General features: G+C 70.6%; 9 protein-coding genes. 7 read left to right on the top strand and 2 right to left on the bottom strand.

The annotated features are described in order from the left end of the window. Window positions 1-3: 3 nt before the first annotated feature. From ASG91_RS13555 to ASG91_RS13530, 6 genes are all read left to right on the top strand, one after another. Window positions 4-1392 carry a sugar transferase gene (locus ASG91_RS13555; protein WP_056923124.1) on the top strand — a complete coding sequence of 463 codons (1389 nt, stop codon included), beginning with the start codon at window positions 4-6 and terminating at the stop codon, window positions 1390-1392. Then, window positions 1392-2051: a hypothetical protein gene (locus ASG91_RS13550; protein WP_056923123.1), complete on the top strand. Its 660-nt coding sequence runs from the start codon at window positions 1392-1394 to the stop codon at window positions 2049-2051. The genes ASG91_RS13555 and ASG91_RS13550 overlap by 1 nt, the downstream gene beginning before the upstream one ends. Then, complete coding sequence (locus ASG91_RS13545; protein ID WP_056923122.1) at window positions 2048-3427, top strand: hypothetical protein; 1380 nt, start codon at window positions 2048-2050, stop codon at window positions 3425-3427. The genes ASG91_RS13550 and ASG91_RS13545 overlap by 4 nt, the downstream gene beginning before the upstream one ends. Continuing rightward, window positions 3417-8120 carry a LamG domain-containing protein gene (locus ASG91_RS13540; protein WP_157606350.1) on the top strand — a complete coding sequence of 1568 codons (4704 nt, stop codon included), beginning with the start codon at window positions 3417-3419 and terminating at the stop codon, window positions 8118-8120. The genes ASG91_RS13545 and ASG91_RS13540 overlap by 11 nt, the downstream gene beginning before the upstream one ends. A gap of 111 nt (window positions 8121-8231) precedes the next feature. Then, the gene (locus ASG91_RS13535) at window positions 8232-12899 is read left to right on the top strand and encodes a LamG domain-containing protein (protein WP_200961305.1); all 4668 of its coding nucleotides are present in this window, start codon (window positions 8232-8234) and stop codon (window positions 12897-12899) included. A 77-nt stretch (window positions 12900-12976) separates the two neighbouring features. Further along, window positions 12977-14053: a glycosyltransferase family 4 protein gene (locus ASG91_RS13530; RefSeq protein WP_082594200.1), complete on the top strand. Its 1077-nt coding sequence runs from the start codon at window positions 12977-12979 to the stop codon at window positions 14051-14053. Here ASG91_RS13530 and ASG91_RS13525 read toward each other — a convergent pair. Next, window positions 14005-15327 carry an O-antigen ligase gene (locus ASG91_RS13525; RefSeq protein ID WP_056923119.1) on the bottom strand — a complete coding sequence of 441 codons (1323 nt, stop codon included), beginning with the start codon at window positions 15325-15327 and terminating at the stop codon, window positions 14005-14007. The two genes, ASG91_RS13530 and ASG91_RS13525, sit on opposite strands and share 49 nt — an antisense overlap. Before the next feature lie 114 nt (window positions 15328-15441). Here ASG91_RS13525 and ASG91_RS13520 point away from each other — a divergent pair, with 114 nt between their 5' ends. Then, on the top strand, window positions 15442-16125 hold the full coding sequence (locus ASG91_RS13520; RefSeq protein ID WP_056923118.1) for a hypothetical protein: 684 nt from the start codon (window positions 15442-15444) through the stop codon (window positions 16123-16125). A gap of 24 nt (window positions 16126-16149) precedes the next feature. Here the strand turns inward: ASG91_RS13520 and ASG91_RS13515 are convergent, their stop codons facing one another. Further along, complete coding sequence (locus tag ASG91_RS13515; protein ID WP_056923117.1) at window positions 16150-17877, bottom strand: polysaccharide biosynthesis tyrosine autokinase; 1728 nt, start codon at window positions 17875-17877, stop codon at window positions 16150-16152. Between the last annotated feature and the right edge of the window lie 65 nt (window positions 17878-17942).

The following is a 17942-nucleotide window of genomic DNA, read 5'->3' as shown; positions in this document are numbered from 1 at the left end:
CACGTGGGCTACCGGCGTCGTGCGCTCCTGTCCGACGCCGTCACTGCCCTCGTCACCGCAGCGGCCGTGATCGTCCTCCCCGTCGGCGGCGCCCCCGCGTCCGTCCGGTGGGGCGTTGCGCTGCTCCTGCCCGGCGTGTGGATCCTCATGCTCCAGCTGTTCCACGGCTACGAGCAGCGGTTCCTCGGCATCACCACCGACGAGTACCGCTCCGTCGCCAGGGCCGCGATCAGCCTCGGCGTCGCGGCGGTGCTGAGCTCGTGGCTCCTGCACTTCGAGCTCGCCCGCGGGCTCGTCCTCATCGTCGTCCCGATGCTGATGCTCCTCGGGCTCGTCTCCCGCAACCTGCTGCGCCGTTCTCTCCTCCGGCGCCGCACCAACGGGCGCGACACCCAGCGCACCGTGGTCATCGGCAACGTCCGCACGGTCGGTCCCATGATCCGCCAGCTCCAGCAGGCTCCGGGCGAGGGCATGCACGTCGTCGGCGCCTGCGTCTCCGGCATCACCAACGGCGGCGACTTCTCCTCCGAGGTCGAGGGCATCCCGGTCTTCGGCTACCCGGAGGAGGCGCTGCACGCCATCGACCTCCTCAACGCCGAGGTCGTGGCGGTGTCGGGGGACCCCGACCTGAGCGGTCGGGCCCTGCGCCGCCTCGCCTGGTCACTCGAGGAGCGTTCCGTCGACCTCGTGGTCGCGACCGGCCTGCTCGACGTCGCCGGACCGCGGCTCTCCATCCGCCCCGCAGCGGGGATGCCGCTGCTCCACGTCGAGCGGCCGGCCATGTCCGGCGCCCGCCGCGTGGTGAAGCGGGCCGTCGACTGGTGCCTCGCGCTCGGCCTGACGATCGCTGCCCTTCCGGTCCTGGTGGCCATCGGCATCGCGATCCGCCTCGACTCCTCGGGTCCCGTGCTGTTCCGTCAGACGCGGGTCGGGGCCCGGGGCGAGACCTTCAACATGCTCAAGTTCCGCAGCATGGGCGTCGACGCCGAGCAGCGGCTGGCCCAGCTGACCGGCGCCGCAGACGCCGGCAACACGGTGCTGTTCAAGATGCGCCACGACCCGCGGATCACCCGGGTCGGCGGGTTCCTGCGCCGCTACTCGCTCGACGAGCTGCCCCAGCTGGTCAACGTCCTGCGGGGCGAGATGTCGTTGGTCGGGCCCCGACCGCCGCTGCCGGACGAGGTCGCCGGCTACGAGTCCGACGCCGTGCGGCGCCTCCGGGTCCGCCCGGGCCTGACCGGCCTCTGGCAGGTGAGCGGTCGCAGCGACCTGTCCTGGGACGAGTCCCTGCGGCTCGACCTCTGGTACGTCGACAACTGGTCGCTGGTCCTCGACCTCCAGATCATCGTCCGCACCGCTCGTGCGGTCCTTCGTGGAAAGGGCGCCTACTGATGTCGCCGCGTCTCCGTCTCGCCGCCAGCCTGGCGGGTCTCGCCCTCGTCGCCGCCAGCCTCTCCGGCTGCGGTGGCAGCGGCCAGGCCCTCGCCTCCACCCCTGGCACGTCCTCGTCGTCCTCCGCGGCGCCGACCGAGACCCCCGAGACCGAGACGACGCCGACCACACTGGCACCCCCGCTCCCGCAGCCGGTCAAGTCCGTCCCCAAGGTCAAGCGGGTCGGGCAGCCGAACACGCCCTCGGTGAGCGCGCCGGGCGCGAAGTTCGACGCGGCAGTGAAGTACCCCGATGGCGTCACCCTCGTGATCACCAAGGCCGAGAAGGGTGTCGAGACCGGGCACGGTCCCGGCGTCATGGCCGGGCGCGAGTACGTCCGCTTCACGCTCAAGCTCACCAACGGCTCGACCAAGGCCGTCAACCTCAACCAGGTGGTCCTGACGACCAGCTACGGCGCGACGAAGCAGCTGGCCGCCCCGGTGTACACCGAGAGCGCCGGCACCTACGACTTCTCCGGCACGGTGAAGCCCGGCGCCTCCGCCACGGCCCTCTACGCGTTCGCCGTGCCGACCAAGCAGCTGAACCAGGTCGCGATGGTCGTCGACTTCGACGGTCTCCACACCTCCGCCACGTACACGGGCGCGGTCGTGGCCAAGTGACCCAAGGCTCCCTTCCCCGACTCGGGCGGCTGCGGTCGCTCGCCTCGTCGCATGCCGCCGGGGCCCTCGTGGCCCAGGTGTGGCAGGCGGCGGCGAGCTTCGGCCTGCAGGTCGCAGCGGCCCACCTGCTCGGTGCCCGGGGCCTCGGCGAGCTGGCGCTGTGCCTCGGCGTCATCATCCTGACGACCGCGGTCACCAGTGGATTCGTCGGTGATGCCCTCACGGTGCTCGACCGTCACGACCGCGGGCTCCGCGCGGGCCTGCAGTGGTGGGCCGGTGTGCTCGCCCTGCTCGGTCCGGTCGCCGCCACCGTGACCCTGTGGTCGTTCGGGGTGCTCGAGCCGGCCGAGGCGGCGTGGTTCTGCGTCGCGGCAGCCCTCTTCCAGGTCGAGGAGGTGGCCCGCCGCCTGCTCATGGCGACGCTGCGCTTCTGGCGGCTCGTGGTGGTCGACTCGGTGGCCCTGGTGGTCGCGATGGTTGCCCTCGTGGTGGTGTCCGCTGTCGGCACCGTCGCCCTCGGCACCTTCTTCGTCGCCATCGCCGCGGGCCAGCTCGCCGGTCTCGTCGTCGCGATCGCCCTGGCGCCGGCCGACGAGCGCCGCCTGGTCTCCCTGCGTGGTGCGCGGATCCGCCAGGTCGCCTCCTTCGGCGGGTGGCGCGGCGCGCAGGTGTCGGTCAATCCTGGTGTCTTCACCGCCATGCGGGTCCTGGTGATCGCCGTGGCGGGCGGCGCCGCACTCGGCCAGGTCGAGGCGGCCCGCATCTACGTCGCCCCCGCCATCCTTGCCATCCAGGGCATCGGCTCCTACCTGCTCGCCTCCTACGCCCGCGACCGCTCGCTGCCGCTGCGGGCCCTGGTCGCGCGGGCGTCCAGGAGCTCCCTGGGGCTGGCCGGTGGGGCGCTGGCCCTCGGGGTCCTCCTGTGGGCTGTGGCGCCGGTCGTGGGTCCGTGGGTGACCGGCGACTCGTTCACGCTCCCGGCCGTCACCGTGCTCGGCTGGGCGGTGTATGCCGCCGCGACAGCCACGCTGCAGCCGTTCGTCAGCCTCGCGGCAGCCCGCGGCCGCCAGCGCGCCGCTCTCGTCGTCCGGCTCGCCGACGCCTTCGTGTCGCTCGCCTCGCTCGCGGGGCTGCTGGCCATCGGGTTGCCCTACCAGGCAACACCTTTCGTCCTCGCCGTCGGTCCCTTCGTCGGCGGTCTCCTCACCCGTTCGATCGTCCTGGCACCCATGCTGCGTGAACAGCGGCAGCCCCAGGTCACCAGCTCCACCTCCACCAGTGACCCGCTGGTCGACGCACCGCTCGTCGGTGCTCGTCCCGGCAACGCCGATCTCGGCGGTGCTCGTCTTGGAAAGGCAGTCCACCATGCACGTTGAGGCCTTCGGCGGTCTGATCCGCCGTGCCGGCGCAGTGGTCGCGACCACCGCCCTCCTGGTGGGGGGAATCACGCTGACCGGTGGGGTCGCCCATGCGGCCGACCCTGCTCCGACTCCGCCGACCCCCACGACCGTAACTGCCGACGCGCTGCCCACCTGGCAGATCAACGGTGTCGTGTGGGCCCAGGTCATCGTCGGCAACACCGTCTACGTGACGGGCAGCTTCACCAAGGCTCGCCCCCCGGGTGTGGCCGTGGGCGGCGCCGGAGAGATCGACGCCCTCAACATCTTCGCCTACGACATCACCACCGGTAACCCGGTCGCGGCGTTCAGCCACTCGCTCAACGCCCAGGGCCTGGCCATCGCGGCCTCGCCCGACGGCTCCAAGATCTACGTCGGCGGCGACTTCACCACCGTCGACGGCGCCTCCCGCGGCCACATCGCCTCGTTCAACACGGCGGGCGGCACGCTGACGAACTGGACCCCCAACATCGGTGGACAGGTTCGCGCCATCGTCGCGACGTCCTCCACCGTCTACGCCGGCGGCAGCTTCCCGTCGGCCGGTGGCCAGACCCGCGCGGGAGGGGCTGCCTTCGCCGCAGCCTCCACGACGCTGCTGCCCTGGTCGCCGACCGCCGGGGGCTCCAACGCCACCGTGCTGGCGATGGTCATGTCCCCCGACCAGAGCCGGGTCATCCTGGCCGGCTCCTTCGAGACCCTCGGCGGTGTCTCTGCCTACGGCATGGGTGCCGTCGACGCGACGACCGCCGCGGTGCTGCCGTGGGCGGCCAACGCCTCGATCCGCACCGCCGGGCTGAACGGTGGCATCACCAGCCTGTCCACCGACGGCACGCAGGTGTTCGGCTCGGGCTACGCGTTCGGCTCCGGCGCCTCCTTCGAGGGCACCTTCTCGGCCAACCCCGACACCGGCGCGATCAACTGGATCAACGACTGCCTCGGCGACAACTACAGCACCTGGCCGATGAACCAGGTCCTCTACAGCGTCGCCCACCAGCACGACTGCACCGTCGTCGGCTCGTTCCCCGACACCAGCCCGCGCTCGCGCTGGCAGAAGGCCCTTGCCGCCCCGACCTTCCCGACCGGCATGATCACGGTCAAGGACGCCTACGGCTGGGACTTCCGGGGCTTCCCGTACGCAGGGATCCTGCACTGGTTCCCCGACTTCGAGTTCGGCAACTTCACCCCCGACCGCCAGGCGGCCTGGTCGGTCACCGGCAACGGCACCTACCTGAGCTTCGGCGGCGAGTTCCCGATGGTCAACGGCGTGGCCCAGCAGGGCCTGGTCCGGTTCGCCGCACCGAACGCCGCCCCCAAGCTGTCCAAGCCGATCTACACCGCGGCCTTCAACCCGGTCGCCACCTCGACCGAGGCCGGCCGCGTCAAGCTCTTCTTCAAGAGCGTCTGGGACCGTGACGACGCCACGCTCACCTACGACGTCTACCGCGACGGTGGCCCCTCCATCGGCAACTTCACGTCGGCGTCGAACTTCTGGACCCTCCCGGGCCTGAGCTTCACCGACACCGGCGTCGCACCCGGTACCACCCACACCTACAAGGTGCGGGCCAAGGACAAGGACGGCAACGTCCAGTGGAGCCTTGCGACGGCTCCGGTCACCGTGTCGTCCGACCCGACCCCTGCCTACCTCTCCGCGGTCCGGGCGGACAACCCGCTGCACCACTGGCGGCTGAATGACACCGGGCCCGGCTTCCTCGACTCCGTGGGCGCCGGCGACGGCACCTCCACGAGCGTCACCTTCGGCCAGTCCGGTGCCACCACCGGTGACGCCGCGGTCCGCTCGAGCGGTGGAACCAGCCCCAAGCTCTACACGACGTATGCCGAGAGCCACCCGGTCGAGGCGACCGTCCAGGCCTGGATGCAGACCACCAGCACCTCCGGTGGACGCATCATCGGGTTCGGCACCAGCCAGACCAACAACAGCACCTCGAACGACCTGGTGCTGTACGTCAACAGCGGCAACAGGATCGCGTTCATGACCTCCAACGGGACCGCCCGTACGGTCACCAGCACGCGCAGCGTCAACGACGGTGCGTGGCACCTCGTGACGGCGACGGCCGGTGCTGACGGCATCTCGCTCTACGTGGACGGCCGCCGGGTCGGTCGCGACCAGACTCCGGTGACCTTGGCGACCTTCCAGGGCTTCTGGCGGCTCTTCGCCGACCAGACCTCGGGACTGTCGAACCGCCCGACCAACGCTGGTCTGTCCGGCACCATCGACGAGGTCTCGGTCTTCCCGACCGTGCTGAGCCAGGCAGAGATCCAGGCGCAGTACCTCGCCTCCGGTCGCTCGGCCGCGTGGACCTCGCCCACCCCGACCGACGGCTACGCGCAGGCAGTGACGGGATCGTCCCCGGACTTCTACTGGCGCCTCAACGAGACGTCCGGCTCGACCGTGGCCGACTCCTCGTCGGCCGGTCAGGACGGGTCGATCGTCACCGGGGTCTCCCTGACCTCGGGCGGGTCCCCTGCCAGCACCCCCGTGCGCGACGCGACCTTCAACGGGTCGAGCGGTCTCGTGGTCGCCAAGGAGGCCTGGAACAACCCGAAGACCTACTCCACCGAGGCCTGGTTCAAGACCACGACCACGCGTGGCGGCAAGATCATCGGGTTCGGCAGCGCCACCACCGGGTTGAGCACGTCGTACGACCGTGAGGTCGTCATGCTCAACAACGGCCGGCTCCAGTTCGGCACCAACGGTGCCGTGCGCACCCTCGCCGCGACGACCACCTCGTTCAACAACGGGCAGTGGCACCACGTGGTGGCGACCCAGGGTGCCGACGGCATGAAGCTCTACGTCGACGGTGTCCTGTCCGCCTCCGCCGCGGCGACCGACGCGCAGAGCTACACCGGTTACTGGCGTCTCGGCGGTGACCGCAACTACGGCAACACCACGAGCAGCTACTTCGCCGGCGAGATCGACGAGGTGGCCGTCTACCCGACCGCCCTCACGGGTGCGCAGGTCCGGGCCCACTACGAGGCCACCGGGCAGGTGGCGGTCAACCAGCCGCCGACCGCGGCCTTCACGTCGACGAAGACCTTCCTCGACCTCGCGGTCGACGGCAGCGGCTCGACCGACGCCGACGGCACCATCTCCACCTACTCGTGGAACTGGGGCGACGGCACCGCCGCCGGCTCCGGGGTCACCGCCAACCACAGCTACGCGGCGGGCGGCACCTACACGGTGACGCTCACGGTGACGGACGACGACGGCGCCACGGCCACGAAGACCGCCTCGGTGACGGTGGCGGCCAACCAGGCGCCGACGGCCTCGTTCACGGACTCGGAGAACTTCCTCGCCCTGTCCGTCAACGGGTCCGGGTCGTCCGACCCGGACGGCACGATCGCCTCCTACGCGTGGAGCTGGGGTGACGGCACCGCCAACGGTTCCGGCGCCACGGCCAGCCACACGTATGCCGCGGCGGGCACCTACACGGTCGGCCTCACCGTCACCGACGCCCAGGGCCTGACGGGCACCTCGAGCCGGTCGATCACCGTGTCGCAGGCGCCCAACCAGCTGCCGACGGCCGCCTTCACCCACAGCGAGACGTTCCTGCAGACCTCGGTCAACGGGTCCACGTCGAGCGACCCCGACGGCACGATCGCGTCCTACGCGTGGAGCTGGGGTGACGGCACCGCCGACGGTTCCGGCGCGACGGCCTCCCACACCTATGCCGCGTCCGGCACCTACACGGTGGGCCTCACCGTGACGGACAACAGGGGCGGCACCGACACGAAGACGGCCACCTTCACCGTGGCGGGCAACCAGGCGCCGACGGCGTCGTTCACGGACTCGGAGAGCTTCCTCGCCCTGTCGGTCAACGGCTCGGCATCCGCGGACGGCGACGGCACCATCGCGTCGTACGCCTGGCAGTGGGGTGACGGCACCGCCGACGGTTCCGGCGCCACCGCGAGCCACACGTATGCCGCGGCGGGCACCTACACGGTGCGCCTCACCGTGACGGACGACCAGGGCGCCACCGGCACCCTGTCCCGTGACATCACGGTCGTCGCGCTCACCGCCTTCGCGCAGGACGCCTTCGGCCGGACCCTCGCCTCCGGGTGGGGCGCCGCCGACCTCGGGGGCGCCTGGACGCTCGGTGGCGTGGCCACCCGGTGGTCGGTCTCCGGTGGGCTCGGTCGGGTCAGCCTCAACGCCGGTGACGGCTACACGGCGTCGCTGCCGAGCATCTCGAACACGGACAACCAGTACGAGGTCGCGGTCACGACCGACAAGGCACCGACGGGCGGCGGTCAGTACATCAGCGTCCTCGGACGCCGGGTGACCTCCACCGCCGATTACCGGGCGAAGATCCGCTTCGCAGCCGGTGGCGCCACGGCGGTCTGGCTGACCCGCAACGAGGGTGCGACCGAGACGGTCCTCACCAGCATCACGGTGCCGGGTCTCGTGTACAACGCCGGCGACACGATGAAGGTCAAGCTCCAGACCTGGGGCACCAACCCCACCACCATGCGGGTGAAGATCTGGAAGGCCGGGACCACAGAGCCCGCCGCCTGGACCCTCACCACCACGGACAGCGCGGCGGCACTGCAGGCGCCCGGATCCATCGGCCTGTACGCCTACCTGAGCGGCAGCACCACCAACGGTCCTGTCGGGTACGGCGTGGACGACCTCTGGGTCGGTCCTCGCAACTAGCAATCCGCACAACCAACGCAGGGAGCCCGCGAAGGCGCGGGAGAACGGCAGGGTGTCATGGGACGTGGACCAGTAGCTCGGTGGTGTCGCACCGTCGGTGTGGGAGCGGTGGTGACGGCGTTGGCCGTCGCAGGGGTGGTCATCCCCTCGACGGCCGCCCAGGCCGCCGACCCAGCCCCGGCCAACGTGGCGACCGCCGACGCTCTGCCGACCTGGCAGATCAACGGCGTCGTCTACAGCCAGGTCGTCGTGGGCCAGACCGTCTACGTCACGGGCTCGTTCACCCGCGCGAGGCCACCGGGTGTCGCAGCTGGTGGTGCCGGCGAGGTCGTGGCGAACAACATCTTCGCCTACGACCTCACCACTGGTAACCGCGTGGCGTCCTTCAGCCACTCGCTCAACGCCCAGGGCCTGGTCATCAAGGCCTCTCCGGACGGCTCGCGCATCTACGTCGGTGGTGACTTCACGCAGGTCGACGGCATCGCGCGGGGGCACCTCGCGGCGTTCAGCACCGCCACCGGAGCCCTGGTGGCGCCCCCCGGCTACACCCCGCCGAACATCGGCTCCCAGGTGCGCGGTCTCGGCGTCACGGCCAGCACCGTCTTCGTCGGCGGCAACTTCCTGTCCGCCAACGGCCTTTCCCGCGTGCGTCTCGCGGCCTTCGCCAACTCCAACGGCGCCATGCTCCCCTGGGCCCCGGCAGCTGAGGGCGGCTACGTCTGGACCATGACGATGACGCCCGACAACAGCAAGGTGATCCCCGGCGGCTCGTTCACCACCCTCAACGGCGTGGCCGCCGTCGGCATGGGCGCCGTCGACGCCGCGACGGGTGCGACCCTGCCGTGGGCCGCCAACCAGAAGATCAAGGCGGGCGGCAGCGCCGCGGCCATCACCGCGCTGAAGACCGACGGCCAGAAGGTCTACGGCAGCGGCTACGCCTTCGTGCTCGGCAACTCCAACGCCAACTTCGAGGGCACCTTCGGCCTCGACCCCAGCACCGGTGCGATCAACTTCGTCAACGACTGCCTCGGTGACACCTACGACGTCGCCCCGACCCAGAACCTCCTCTACGCGGTGGCTCACTACCACGACTGCACGGCGGTCGACGAGTTCGGCGACACCAACCCGCGCGTACGCTGGCAGAAGGCCGTCGTCACCTACAACTCGGGCACGAACCTGACGACCAAGAACGACGTCTACGGCTGGGACTACCGCGGGTACCAGTACGCCAAGATGCTCACCTGGTGGCCCGACCTGGCCTTCGGCTCCTACACCTCGGCCAGCCAGGCCGCGTGGGCCGTCGACACCGCCGGCGACTACGTCCTCATGGGTGGCGAGTTCCCGCGCGTCAACGGCGCCAACCAGCAGGGACTGACCCGGTTCAAGTCGCGGGCGTCCGGGGCGCCGAAGCTGCGCGGCCCGCGCTACTCGACGATCCCGGCCACCCCGACACCCAGCACCAACGCGGTCTCGCTGACCGCCGGCACGGTGCGCGTCTCGTGGGGCTCGGCCTGGGACCAGGACGACAAGAACCTCAAGTACGAGGTGCTGCGCAACAACAACACCTGGGTCTACACGACCACGGGCGACTCGGCGTACTGGGACCTGCCCACCATGGGCTTCATCGACAAGAACCTCACCCCGGGCACCCAGGTGCGCTACCAGGTGCGGATCACCGACCCTGACGGCAACTTGCTGTGGAGCCCGGTCTCCAACACGGTCACGGTCGGCAGCGGTTCGCCGAGCCCATACGCGCAGAAGGTCATCGACGACGGGGCGAGCCACCTGTGGCGGCTCGGTGAGCCGTCCGGAAACTCCATCGACTGGGCCGGCTTCGACGACCTGACGATGAACGGCGGCTTCACCCGCGGCGCCAACGGCGCGATCATCGGCGACTCGGACAAGTCGACCACCTTCGGTGGCAGCGACGGCTTCGGGGCCACCGCCTCTCCCATCCCCGGTCCCGACGTGTTCAGCGTCGAGTCGTGGTTCAGGACCACCACCACCAGCGGTGGCAAGATCGTCGGCTTCGGCAACAACAACACCGGCACGTCGAGCAACTACGACCGCCACATCTACATGGAGCCCGACGGCCGGATCACCTTCGGGATCTACCACGACGGCTTCTTCACGGTCACCACGCCCAACTCCTACAACGACGGGCAGTGGCACCAGGCGGTCGGCACCCTCGAGCCCTCTGGCGTGACCCTCTACGTGGACGGCAAGCGGATCGGCCGCAACGCGGGCACCTCGGTGGGCCAGGCCTACTCGGGCTACTGGCGCATCGGTGGTGACAGCCCGTGGAGCGGCAACCCGTACTTCGCCGGCGACATCGACGACGTGGCCATCTACCCGACGGCCATCCCGCTGACGATGGTCCAGTCGCACTACACCGCGAGCGGTCGCACGCTCAACGTCCCGACGCGACCGGCTGACGCCTACGGCCAGGCGGTGTGGGACGCGAACCCGGACCTGTACTGGCGACTGGGTGACACCACCCCGACGGCCAAGGACTCCGGTCCGAACGAGTCCGACGGCGACTACCGGGGCGGCTACAGCCAGGGCCAGACCGGCGCGTTCGACGGAGCGACCAACAAGGCCGTGGCCTTCAACGGCAGCGACGGGTTCGTGGCGTCGAAGCAGGTCTACAACAACCCGCACAACTACACGCTCGAGGCCTGGTTCAAGACCACGTCGACCAGCGGCGGGAAGATCCTCGGGTTCGGCTGCTCCAACGTCGGCACGTCGGGCTGCTACGACCGGCACGTCTACGTCAACAACGACGGCCGGATCACCTTCGGGGTCTGGACCGGCTTCACCAACACCATCGACTCGCCGTTGGCCTACAACGACGGTCAGTGGCACCACGTGATGGCGACCCAGAGCAACACCGACGGGATGAAGCTCTACCTCGACGGCGCGCTGGTCGGCACGAACGGGCAGACGGACGCCGAGAACTACAACGGCTACTGGCGGGTCGGTGGCGACAACCACTGGGGCTGCTGCAGCCCGTTCCTCGCCGGCACCATCGACGAGGTCGCGGTCTACTCCTCGGTGCTCCCGGGCAGTGCGGCAACGCAGCACTTCGAGCTCGGTGGCGGCAACGTCGCCAACCAGCCGCCGGTGGCAGCCTTCACGCACAACGAGACGTTCCTGCAGACCTCGGTCAACGGGTCCACCTCGAACGACCCGGACGGCTCCATCGCGTCCTACTCGTGGAACTGGGGTGACGCCACAGCTGCGGGTTCCGGGGCCACGGCCAACCACACCTACGCAGTGGCCGGCACCTACACGATCACGCTCACGGTGACCGACAACGACGGCGAGACCGACACCGAGACCGCCACGGTCACGGTGAACGCGCCACCGCCCAACCAGGTGCCCACCGCGGCATTCACCCACACCGAGACGTTCCTGCAGACCTCGGTCAACGGGTCCACCTCGAGCGACCCGGACGGCACCATCGCGTCCTACTCGTGGAACTGGGGTGACGCAACGGCCAACGGCTCGGGCGCCACGGCCAACCACACCTACGCCGCAGCCGGTACCTACACGGTGACCCTCACCGTGACCGACAACGACGGGGCGACGGACACCGAGACGGCCTCCGTCACGGTGGTCGAGAACCAGGCTCCGACGGCGGCCTTCACGCACAGCGAGACGGGCCTGCAGACCTCGGTCAACGGGTCGACCTCGAGCGACCCGGACGGCACCATCGCGTCGTACTCGTGGAACTGGGGTGACGCAACGGCCAACGGCTCCGGCGCCACGGCCAACCACACGTATGCCGCGGCCGGCACCTACACGGTGACCCTCACGGTGACCGACAACGGCGGCAAGACCGACACCGAGACCGCTTCGGTGACCGTCACCGCGCCGCCGAACCAGCTGCCCACCGCGGCCTTCACCCACACCGAGAACGACTTGGTCACCTCGGTCAACGGGTCCACGTCGAGCGACCCGGACGGCACCATCGCGTCGTACTCGTGGAACTGGGGTGACCTGACCGCCAACGGCTCGGGCGCCACGACCAGCCACACGTATGCCGCGGCCGGCACCTACACGGTGATCCTCACGGTGACCGACAACCTGGGCGGGACGGACACCGAGTCCGCCTCCGTCACGGTGACGGCACCGACGGTCTTCGCTCGTGACGACTTCGGTCGCACGGTCACCGGAGGCTGGGGTACGGCGGACGTCGGCGGTGCCTGGACCATCGGTGGTCCGACCACCCGGTGGTCGGTCGGCGGCGGCACCGGCAAGGTGAGCCTCAACGCCGGTGACGGCTACACGGCATACCTCCCGAGCGTGAGCAGCACGGGCACCGAGGTCAAGACCTTGGTCACGACCGACAAGGTGCCCACCGGTGGCGGACAGTACGTCAGCGTCATCGGTCGCCGGGTCAGCTCCACCGTGGACTACCGCGCGAAGGTGCGGATGGCTGCGGGCGGTGCGGTCGCGGTCTGGCTGACACGCAACCAGAGCGGTGCCGAGACGGTCCTCAGCAGTGCCACACTGGCTGGTGTGAGCTACAACGCCGGGGACTCGCTGCGGGTGCGCCTGCAGGCGACCGGCACCGCACCGACGACCCTGCGGGTCAAGGTGTGGAAGGTCGGAGCCAGCGAGCCGGCGGCGTGGGCCCTCACGTCGACCGACAACACGGGAGGGTTCCAGGCGGCCGGTTCGGCCGGGCTGTACCCCTACCTGAGCGGCAGCACGACCAACGGCCCGGTGGTGTACTCCATCGACGAGTGGTGGGTTGGGCCGCCGCAGCCGTGACGTCATCGCACCCAGAGCTCGGCAGGCGGGTTGCCCTCGTGGCCAACCCGTCTGCCGATCTCTATGGTTCCGATCGGATGCTGCTCGAGACCGTCCGCGGGCTGGGTGAGCTCGGCTGGACGGTCGTGGTCGCCGCCTCGCAGAGCGGTCCCCTCGACCGCGAGCTGCTGGCTGCCGGTGCGAGCGTCGAGGTCTGTCCCGCGCCCGTCGTGCGGCGCGCCAACCTCAGCCCTCGGGGGATGGTCCGGCTCGCCGTCGACGTGCTGCGCGGGGTGCCCGCCATGGTGCGCCTGGTGAGACGGGTCAGGCCCGACGTGGTCTACGTCAACACCGTGACGATCCCCTTCTGGCTGGTCGTCACCAGGCTGCTGCGCATCCCCACGGCGATCCACATCCACGAGGCCGAGGGTGCGTCGTCCGCGGTCGCACGGTACGGCCTGACGGTGCCCACGCGGTTGGCCACCCGGGTGATCTGCAACAGCACCACCAGCCTCGAGGTCGCGGCCCGGTCCGGGGGTCGCCGCAGCCGCATGCAGGTGATCCCCAACGGAGTGGCCGGCCCCGACCGCGTCGAGCCCCCACGAGACTCCGTGGTCGACCCTCGGCTGCTCTTCGTCGGCCGGCTGTCCCCGCGCAAGGGCGTCGACGTGGCGGTCCGGGCGCTCAGCGCGCTGCGAAGGGACGGCACCGCGGCCTCCTTGGACATCGTGGGAGCGGTGTTCCCGGGCTACGAGTGGTACGAGTCCGAGCTGCGTGACCTGGTCCGTGCCGAGGGGCTGACCGATGTCGTGCGGTTCCACGGGTTCACCCCCGATGTCTGGCCGCACCTGCGGCAGGCCGATGTCGTGCTCGTGCCGTCCAGGGCCGAGGAGTCCTTCGGCAACGGCGTGATCGAGGCAGCGCTCAGCGCGCGCCCGGTCGTCGTCAGCGACCACACCGGGCTGAAGGAGGCCGCCGCCCACCTCGAGGCGGCCGTCGCCGTGCCCGCCGACCGGCCTGAGGCCGTCGCGGAGGCGGTGCGGGGACTGCTCCAGCAGTGGCCGCAGACCCGTGCCAAGGCGTTGCGTGATGCCGACGAGTCGGCCGAGCGCTACCACCCAGCGCGCTACCGCCGGGCGGTCAGTGCGGTCCTCGAGGACCTCGGGTCCGGCTGACCCTGGAGCTGCAGCTCGCGCAGGGTCGCGTCCGACACCACGATGGGATCCGGTTCGGCCGGCTCCGGGTCCACGGGAGCGCCGGGGTCCGGCGCCGTGCGGGTGGCGGGTTCGCTCATCAGGCTCACCATCGCGAAGAGGATGAACGAGGTGCTGGCGTCGAACAGGCCGCTCTCCAGCAGGCTGCGCAGCCCGACGAAGGCGATCAGGCCGACCCACAGCGGGCGCCAGGGCCGCGGCGTGCGGAACGTCGACCCCACGGTCGCCAGGACCCAGACGGCCGTGAGCGCGAGGCCGATCAGACCGGTCTGGACCAGCGCCGAGATCCAGCTGCTGTCGAGGAGCTGGCTCTGCCAGAACTGCCCGGTCACCGGGATGTGCTTCATCGGCAGCCCACCGCCGAACCAGCGCTGCCAGGTCGAACCCTCCATGGTGAGTGCGGCCTGCCAGGCGATCGTGCGGGAGGCGAGGGTCGTGACGTTCTGGTCGCCACCGCGCAGGAGAAGGTTGGTGACCGCACTGGTGGCAAGGGCCGCGAAGGCCATCGCCGGGATGGCCGCGACGATGGCGACGAACCCAGCCACGGAGAACTTGCGGGCCTGGAGCACCATCACGGCCACGCCGAGGAAGAGGGTCGCCGCCGTGGTCCGTGAGCCGGTCAGCCACACCACGCCGAACAGGCCGATCGCCAGGACGGCCTCCCAGCGCGCGGCCCGGCTCTCGATCATTCGTTGGACGGTCAGCAGGAGCACGGTGCCGGTCAGGAGCGCGATCTCGTTGGGGGTCAGGGGCGGCACGCCGCCCTGGAGGCGCCCGCTGCCCAAGGTGCCTGCCCCGGTCGCGACCGCGAAGAGGGCGACCAGGCCCAGCGAGTGGATCATCGCGGTGATCAGGCGGGTCACCCCGACCGCGTGAAGCAGCAGGGCCAGGCTGGTCAGCAACATCGCGACCCGCACCGCGACGACGACCGACGCGAGCGCCTGGCCGGCGGCCCAGCCCCCGAGGCAGGACACGAGGAGGTAGAGGGCGGCCAGGGTCAGGGTGCGGGCGCCCACGGCGGTGGGTCGTGCGGAACGCCTGGAGAGCAGGAAGGACAGGGCTAGTCCGGCCCCGCCCAGGAGGCCCTTGGCCGCCACCACGGGGTCGAGGGCGCCGGCGAAGTACGTACCGCGCCGCCAGGGGATGGTGCACGCGACGAGGAGGAGACAACAGACGTACAGCTGCCAGGGCGCGATCTCCGTGGGCGTCCGTGGTGTCTGCTTTGTCGTGTTCATGCTTGTTCGGTTCCGCCGGATGACGCAGGCCTGCTCGCCCGATTGCTGGTATCTGGTCCCGGTTGCCGCGACCCATACTGGAAGCACGCGACGACTCGTGGGGACGAGGTGGTTATGGAGACGACGGTGCTCGTGCTGTGCGCGAACGACCGCTGCCTGGCCCCCGCCGCGGCGACGATCCTGCGCTCGGCCCTCCAGGCCCATGCCGAGTGGCAGGTCCAGGTGGTCTCGGCCGGGATCCGCGCCGAGATCGGCGCCGGGTGGTGTCCGCAGATGAGCGACCAGCTCACCAAGGACCACGACCTCATCATGCGACCACACCGCGCGCAGCAGGTGACCAGTGAGCTCGTGCGGGCCGCCGACCTCGTCCTCGTCTCCGAGCGCAAGTACCGCGGCTCCGCGCGCCTGCTCGACGCCGCCAGCGCGGACCACACCTTCACGATCGTGGAGGCGGCGATCCTGGCCAAGGAGGCGCTGGCCCGCACGGTGGCCGAAGGTGCCGCGGTGTCCGTCGAGGGTGCCGTGCACTCCGGCACCGGGCGGCTGGGCACCCGCGAACGGCTCATCTGGCTGCTGGAGGAGATGAACGCGGTCCGGGGCCTGGTGGCACTGCCCCCCGAGGAGCCGCACGGCTGGCGCCGACGGTTCGGGAGGGCCGCCGAGGTGGTCGGGCACGACATCCTCGACCCCCACGGCGAGCGCGGCTCGCACCGCAAGGCTGCACCGGCCCTGCGCGAGGCGCTGGACTCGTTCGCGTCGAGCCTGGCCGACGCCTCACCGAGGACCGTTCCAGCCTGACCGACCGTGGCCATCCGTGCCACGTCAGTGAACTCGGCCCCGCCCCGAGGGCTTCATCGGCTTCGAGAAGCTGGTCCCGAGCACCCTGGGATCGAGCGAGATCGGCCGCTCGTGGCGGCCGTCGCGGTTGCCGGCACGGTCGCGGTCACCCTCGCGGGTGAGGACCCCGTCGCGGTCACCCTCGCGGTGGTCGGCACCGTCGCGGCTGCGGTCACCACTGGGGTCACCCGTGCTGTCCGCCGGCGGGCCTGGATGGTCCGACGACGAGGCGTCAGCGCTTTCGTCGGGCGTGGCGTCCACCACCGGGACGACCTTGGCCGCGCCGTCGGACTCGGGGCCGGTGCCATCCCCCGAGGAGCTGGGCAGCGCGGCGGCCCAGTCGCTCTCGGAGACGGCTGCGAGGGCCGCGTAGTCCTCGTCGTGCCCACGCAGGTCACGCTGTCCGCGGGCCGGCACCATGGTCAGGGCGGTGCCGATCAGCCGGGCCTTGACGGCTTCGAGGTCGGCGATGGCGCTGGTGAGCTGCTCGCGCCGGGTCTTGCCGTAGCGAGCCACCAGCACGGCGCCGTCGGCGCCCCTGGCGAGCACCGCGGCATCGCTGACCGGCAGGATCGGCGGGGCGTCGATGATGACGAAGTCGAAGTCCGCTCGCAGGGTCGCGATCACGGCGGCCATGTTCTTGGACCCGAGCAACCGGGTCGGGTCGGGCGGGGTCGTCCCGGCCGGCAGGATCGTGAGCAACCCGCGGTGCCACGGCATCAGCGCGTCCGCGAGGTCGATCTGGCCGGCCACGACGTTGGACAGGCCGATCGAGCCGTCGATGCCCATCAGCGTCGAGGCATTGGGTCGCCGCATGTCGGCCTCGACGAGGCAGACGCGCAGGGAGGACTGGGCCAGGGCGATCGCCAGGTTGCAGGCGGTTGTCGTCTTGCCCTCGGAAGCGAGCGCCGAGGTGATGACGATGACGCGCGGCGGCTGGTCCACGTCGACGAACTGCAGGGTGGTGCGCAGGGAGCGGAACTCCTCCACCCCCCGGCCGTGGCCCTGCATGGTGATCAGGGGGTGGGTCTTGACCTGCTGGTTGAGGCCGATCAGCGCCAGCGCCGGGCGTCCCGTGAGGTCCTCGAGCTCGTCGCCCTTGACCGTGGTGTCCTGCTGCTCGCGGATCACCGCGACGATCACCCCGAGGGCCAGGCCGGCCAGCAGGCCCAGCGCCATGTTGAGCGGGATCTTGGGCGAGATCGGCTGCTGCGGGGCCAGGGACGGGACCGTGGTCGTCACCTTGACGGGCGACTTGCCCCCGGGCTCGCGAGGCGTCTCCAGCTTCTCGATGTTGATCCCCATCTGGTCGCTCACGGCGTTGACGATCGCCTGGGCCCGCTGGGGGTCGCTGTCGGTGGCGGTGACCTTGATGAGCACGGTGTCGACCGGGTTCTCGGCGGAGACCACGGCGCGCAGGTCGCGCACGCTCATCTTCAGGCCGAGCTTGTCGATGACCGGCTGCAGCGTGTCGGGGCTCTTGACCACCTCGGTGTAGGACGCCACCCGCTGCATGGCGAACTGCGAGCTCTGGTAGATCGAGGCGTCGGCCGTACCGGCGGAGCTGATCGACACGAAGGCCGTCGCGTTCGCGGCATACGTGGGAGGGGTCAGGTAGGTGAGGGTGGCCGCGGCGCCGAGCACGAGCACGGTGCAGGCCACGACGATCCGCCAGCGCTTCAGCAGGATCTGGAGATAGGCGCGCAGGGTCATCGGCTGCCCCTCCTTCCCTTCCTGCCACGGCCTTCGCCGTGGATCCGCCGTCGGTGGGTCGTCGT

It is taken from the genome of Phycicoccus sp. Soil802, assembly GCF_001429605.1.
Lineage (GTDB): Bacteria > Actinomycetota > Actinomycetes > Actinomycetales > Dermatophilaceae > Pedococcus.
Note: the sequence above shows the minus strand (reverse complement) of the source record. Positions and strands in the feature narration are given on the sequence as shown.

Coding starts and splice junctions, on each gene's coding strand:
- ASG91_RS13530 (WP_082594200.1), top strand. CDS start 12,977: ATGCTGCTCGAGACCGTCCGCGGGCTGGGTGAGCTCGGCTGGACGGTC.
- ASG91_RS13515 (WP_056923117.1), bottom strand. CDS start 17,877: ATGACCCTGCGCGCCTATCTCCAGATCCTGCTGAAGCGCTGGCGGATC.
- ASG91_RS13525 (WP_056923119.1), bottom strand. CDS start 15,327: ATGAACACGACAAAGCAGACACCACGGACGCCCACGGAGATCGCGCCC.
- ASG91_RS13520 (WP_056923118.1), top strand. CDS start 15,442: ATGGAGACGACGGTGCTCGTGCTGTGCGCGAACGACCGCTGCCTGGCC.
- ASG91_RS13550 (WP_056923123.1), top strand. CDS start 1,392: ATGTCGCCGCGTCTCCGTCTCGCCGCCAGCCTGGCGGGTCTCGCCCTC.
- ASG91_RS13540 (WP_157606350.1), top strand. CDS start 3,417: ATGCACGTTGAGGCCTTCGGCGGTCTGATCCGCCGTGCCGGCGCAGTG.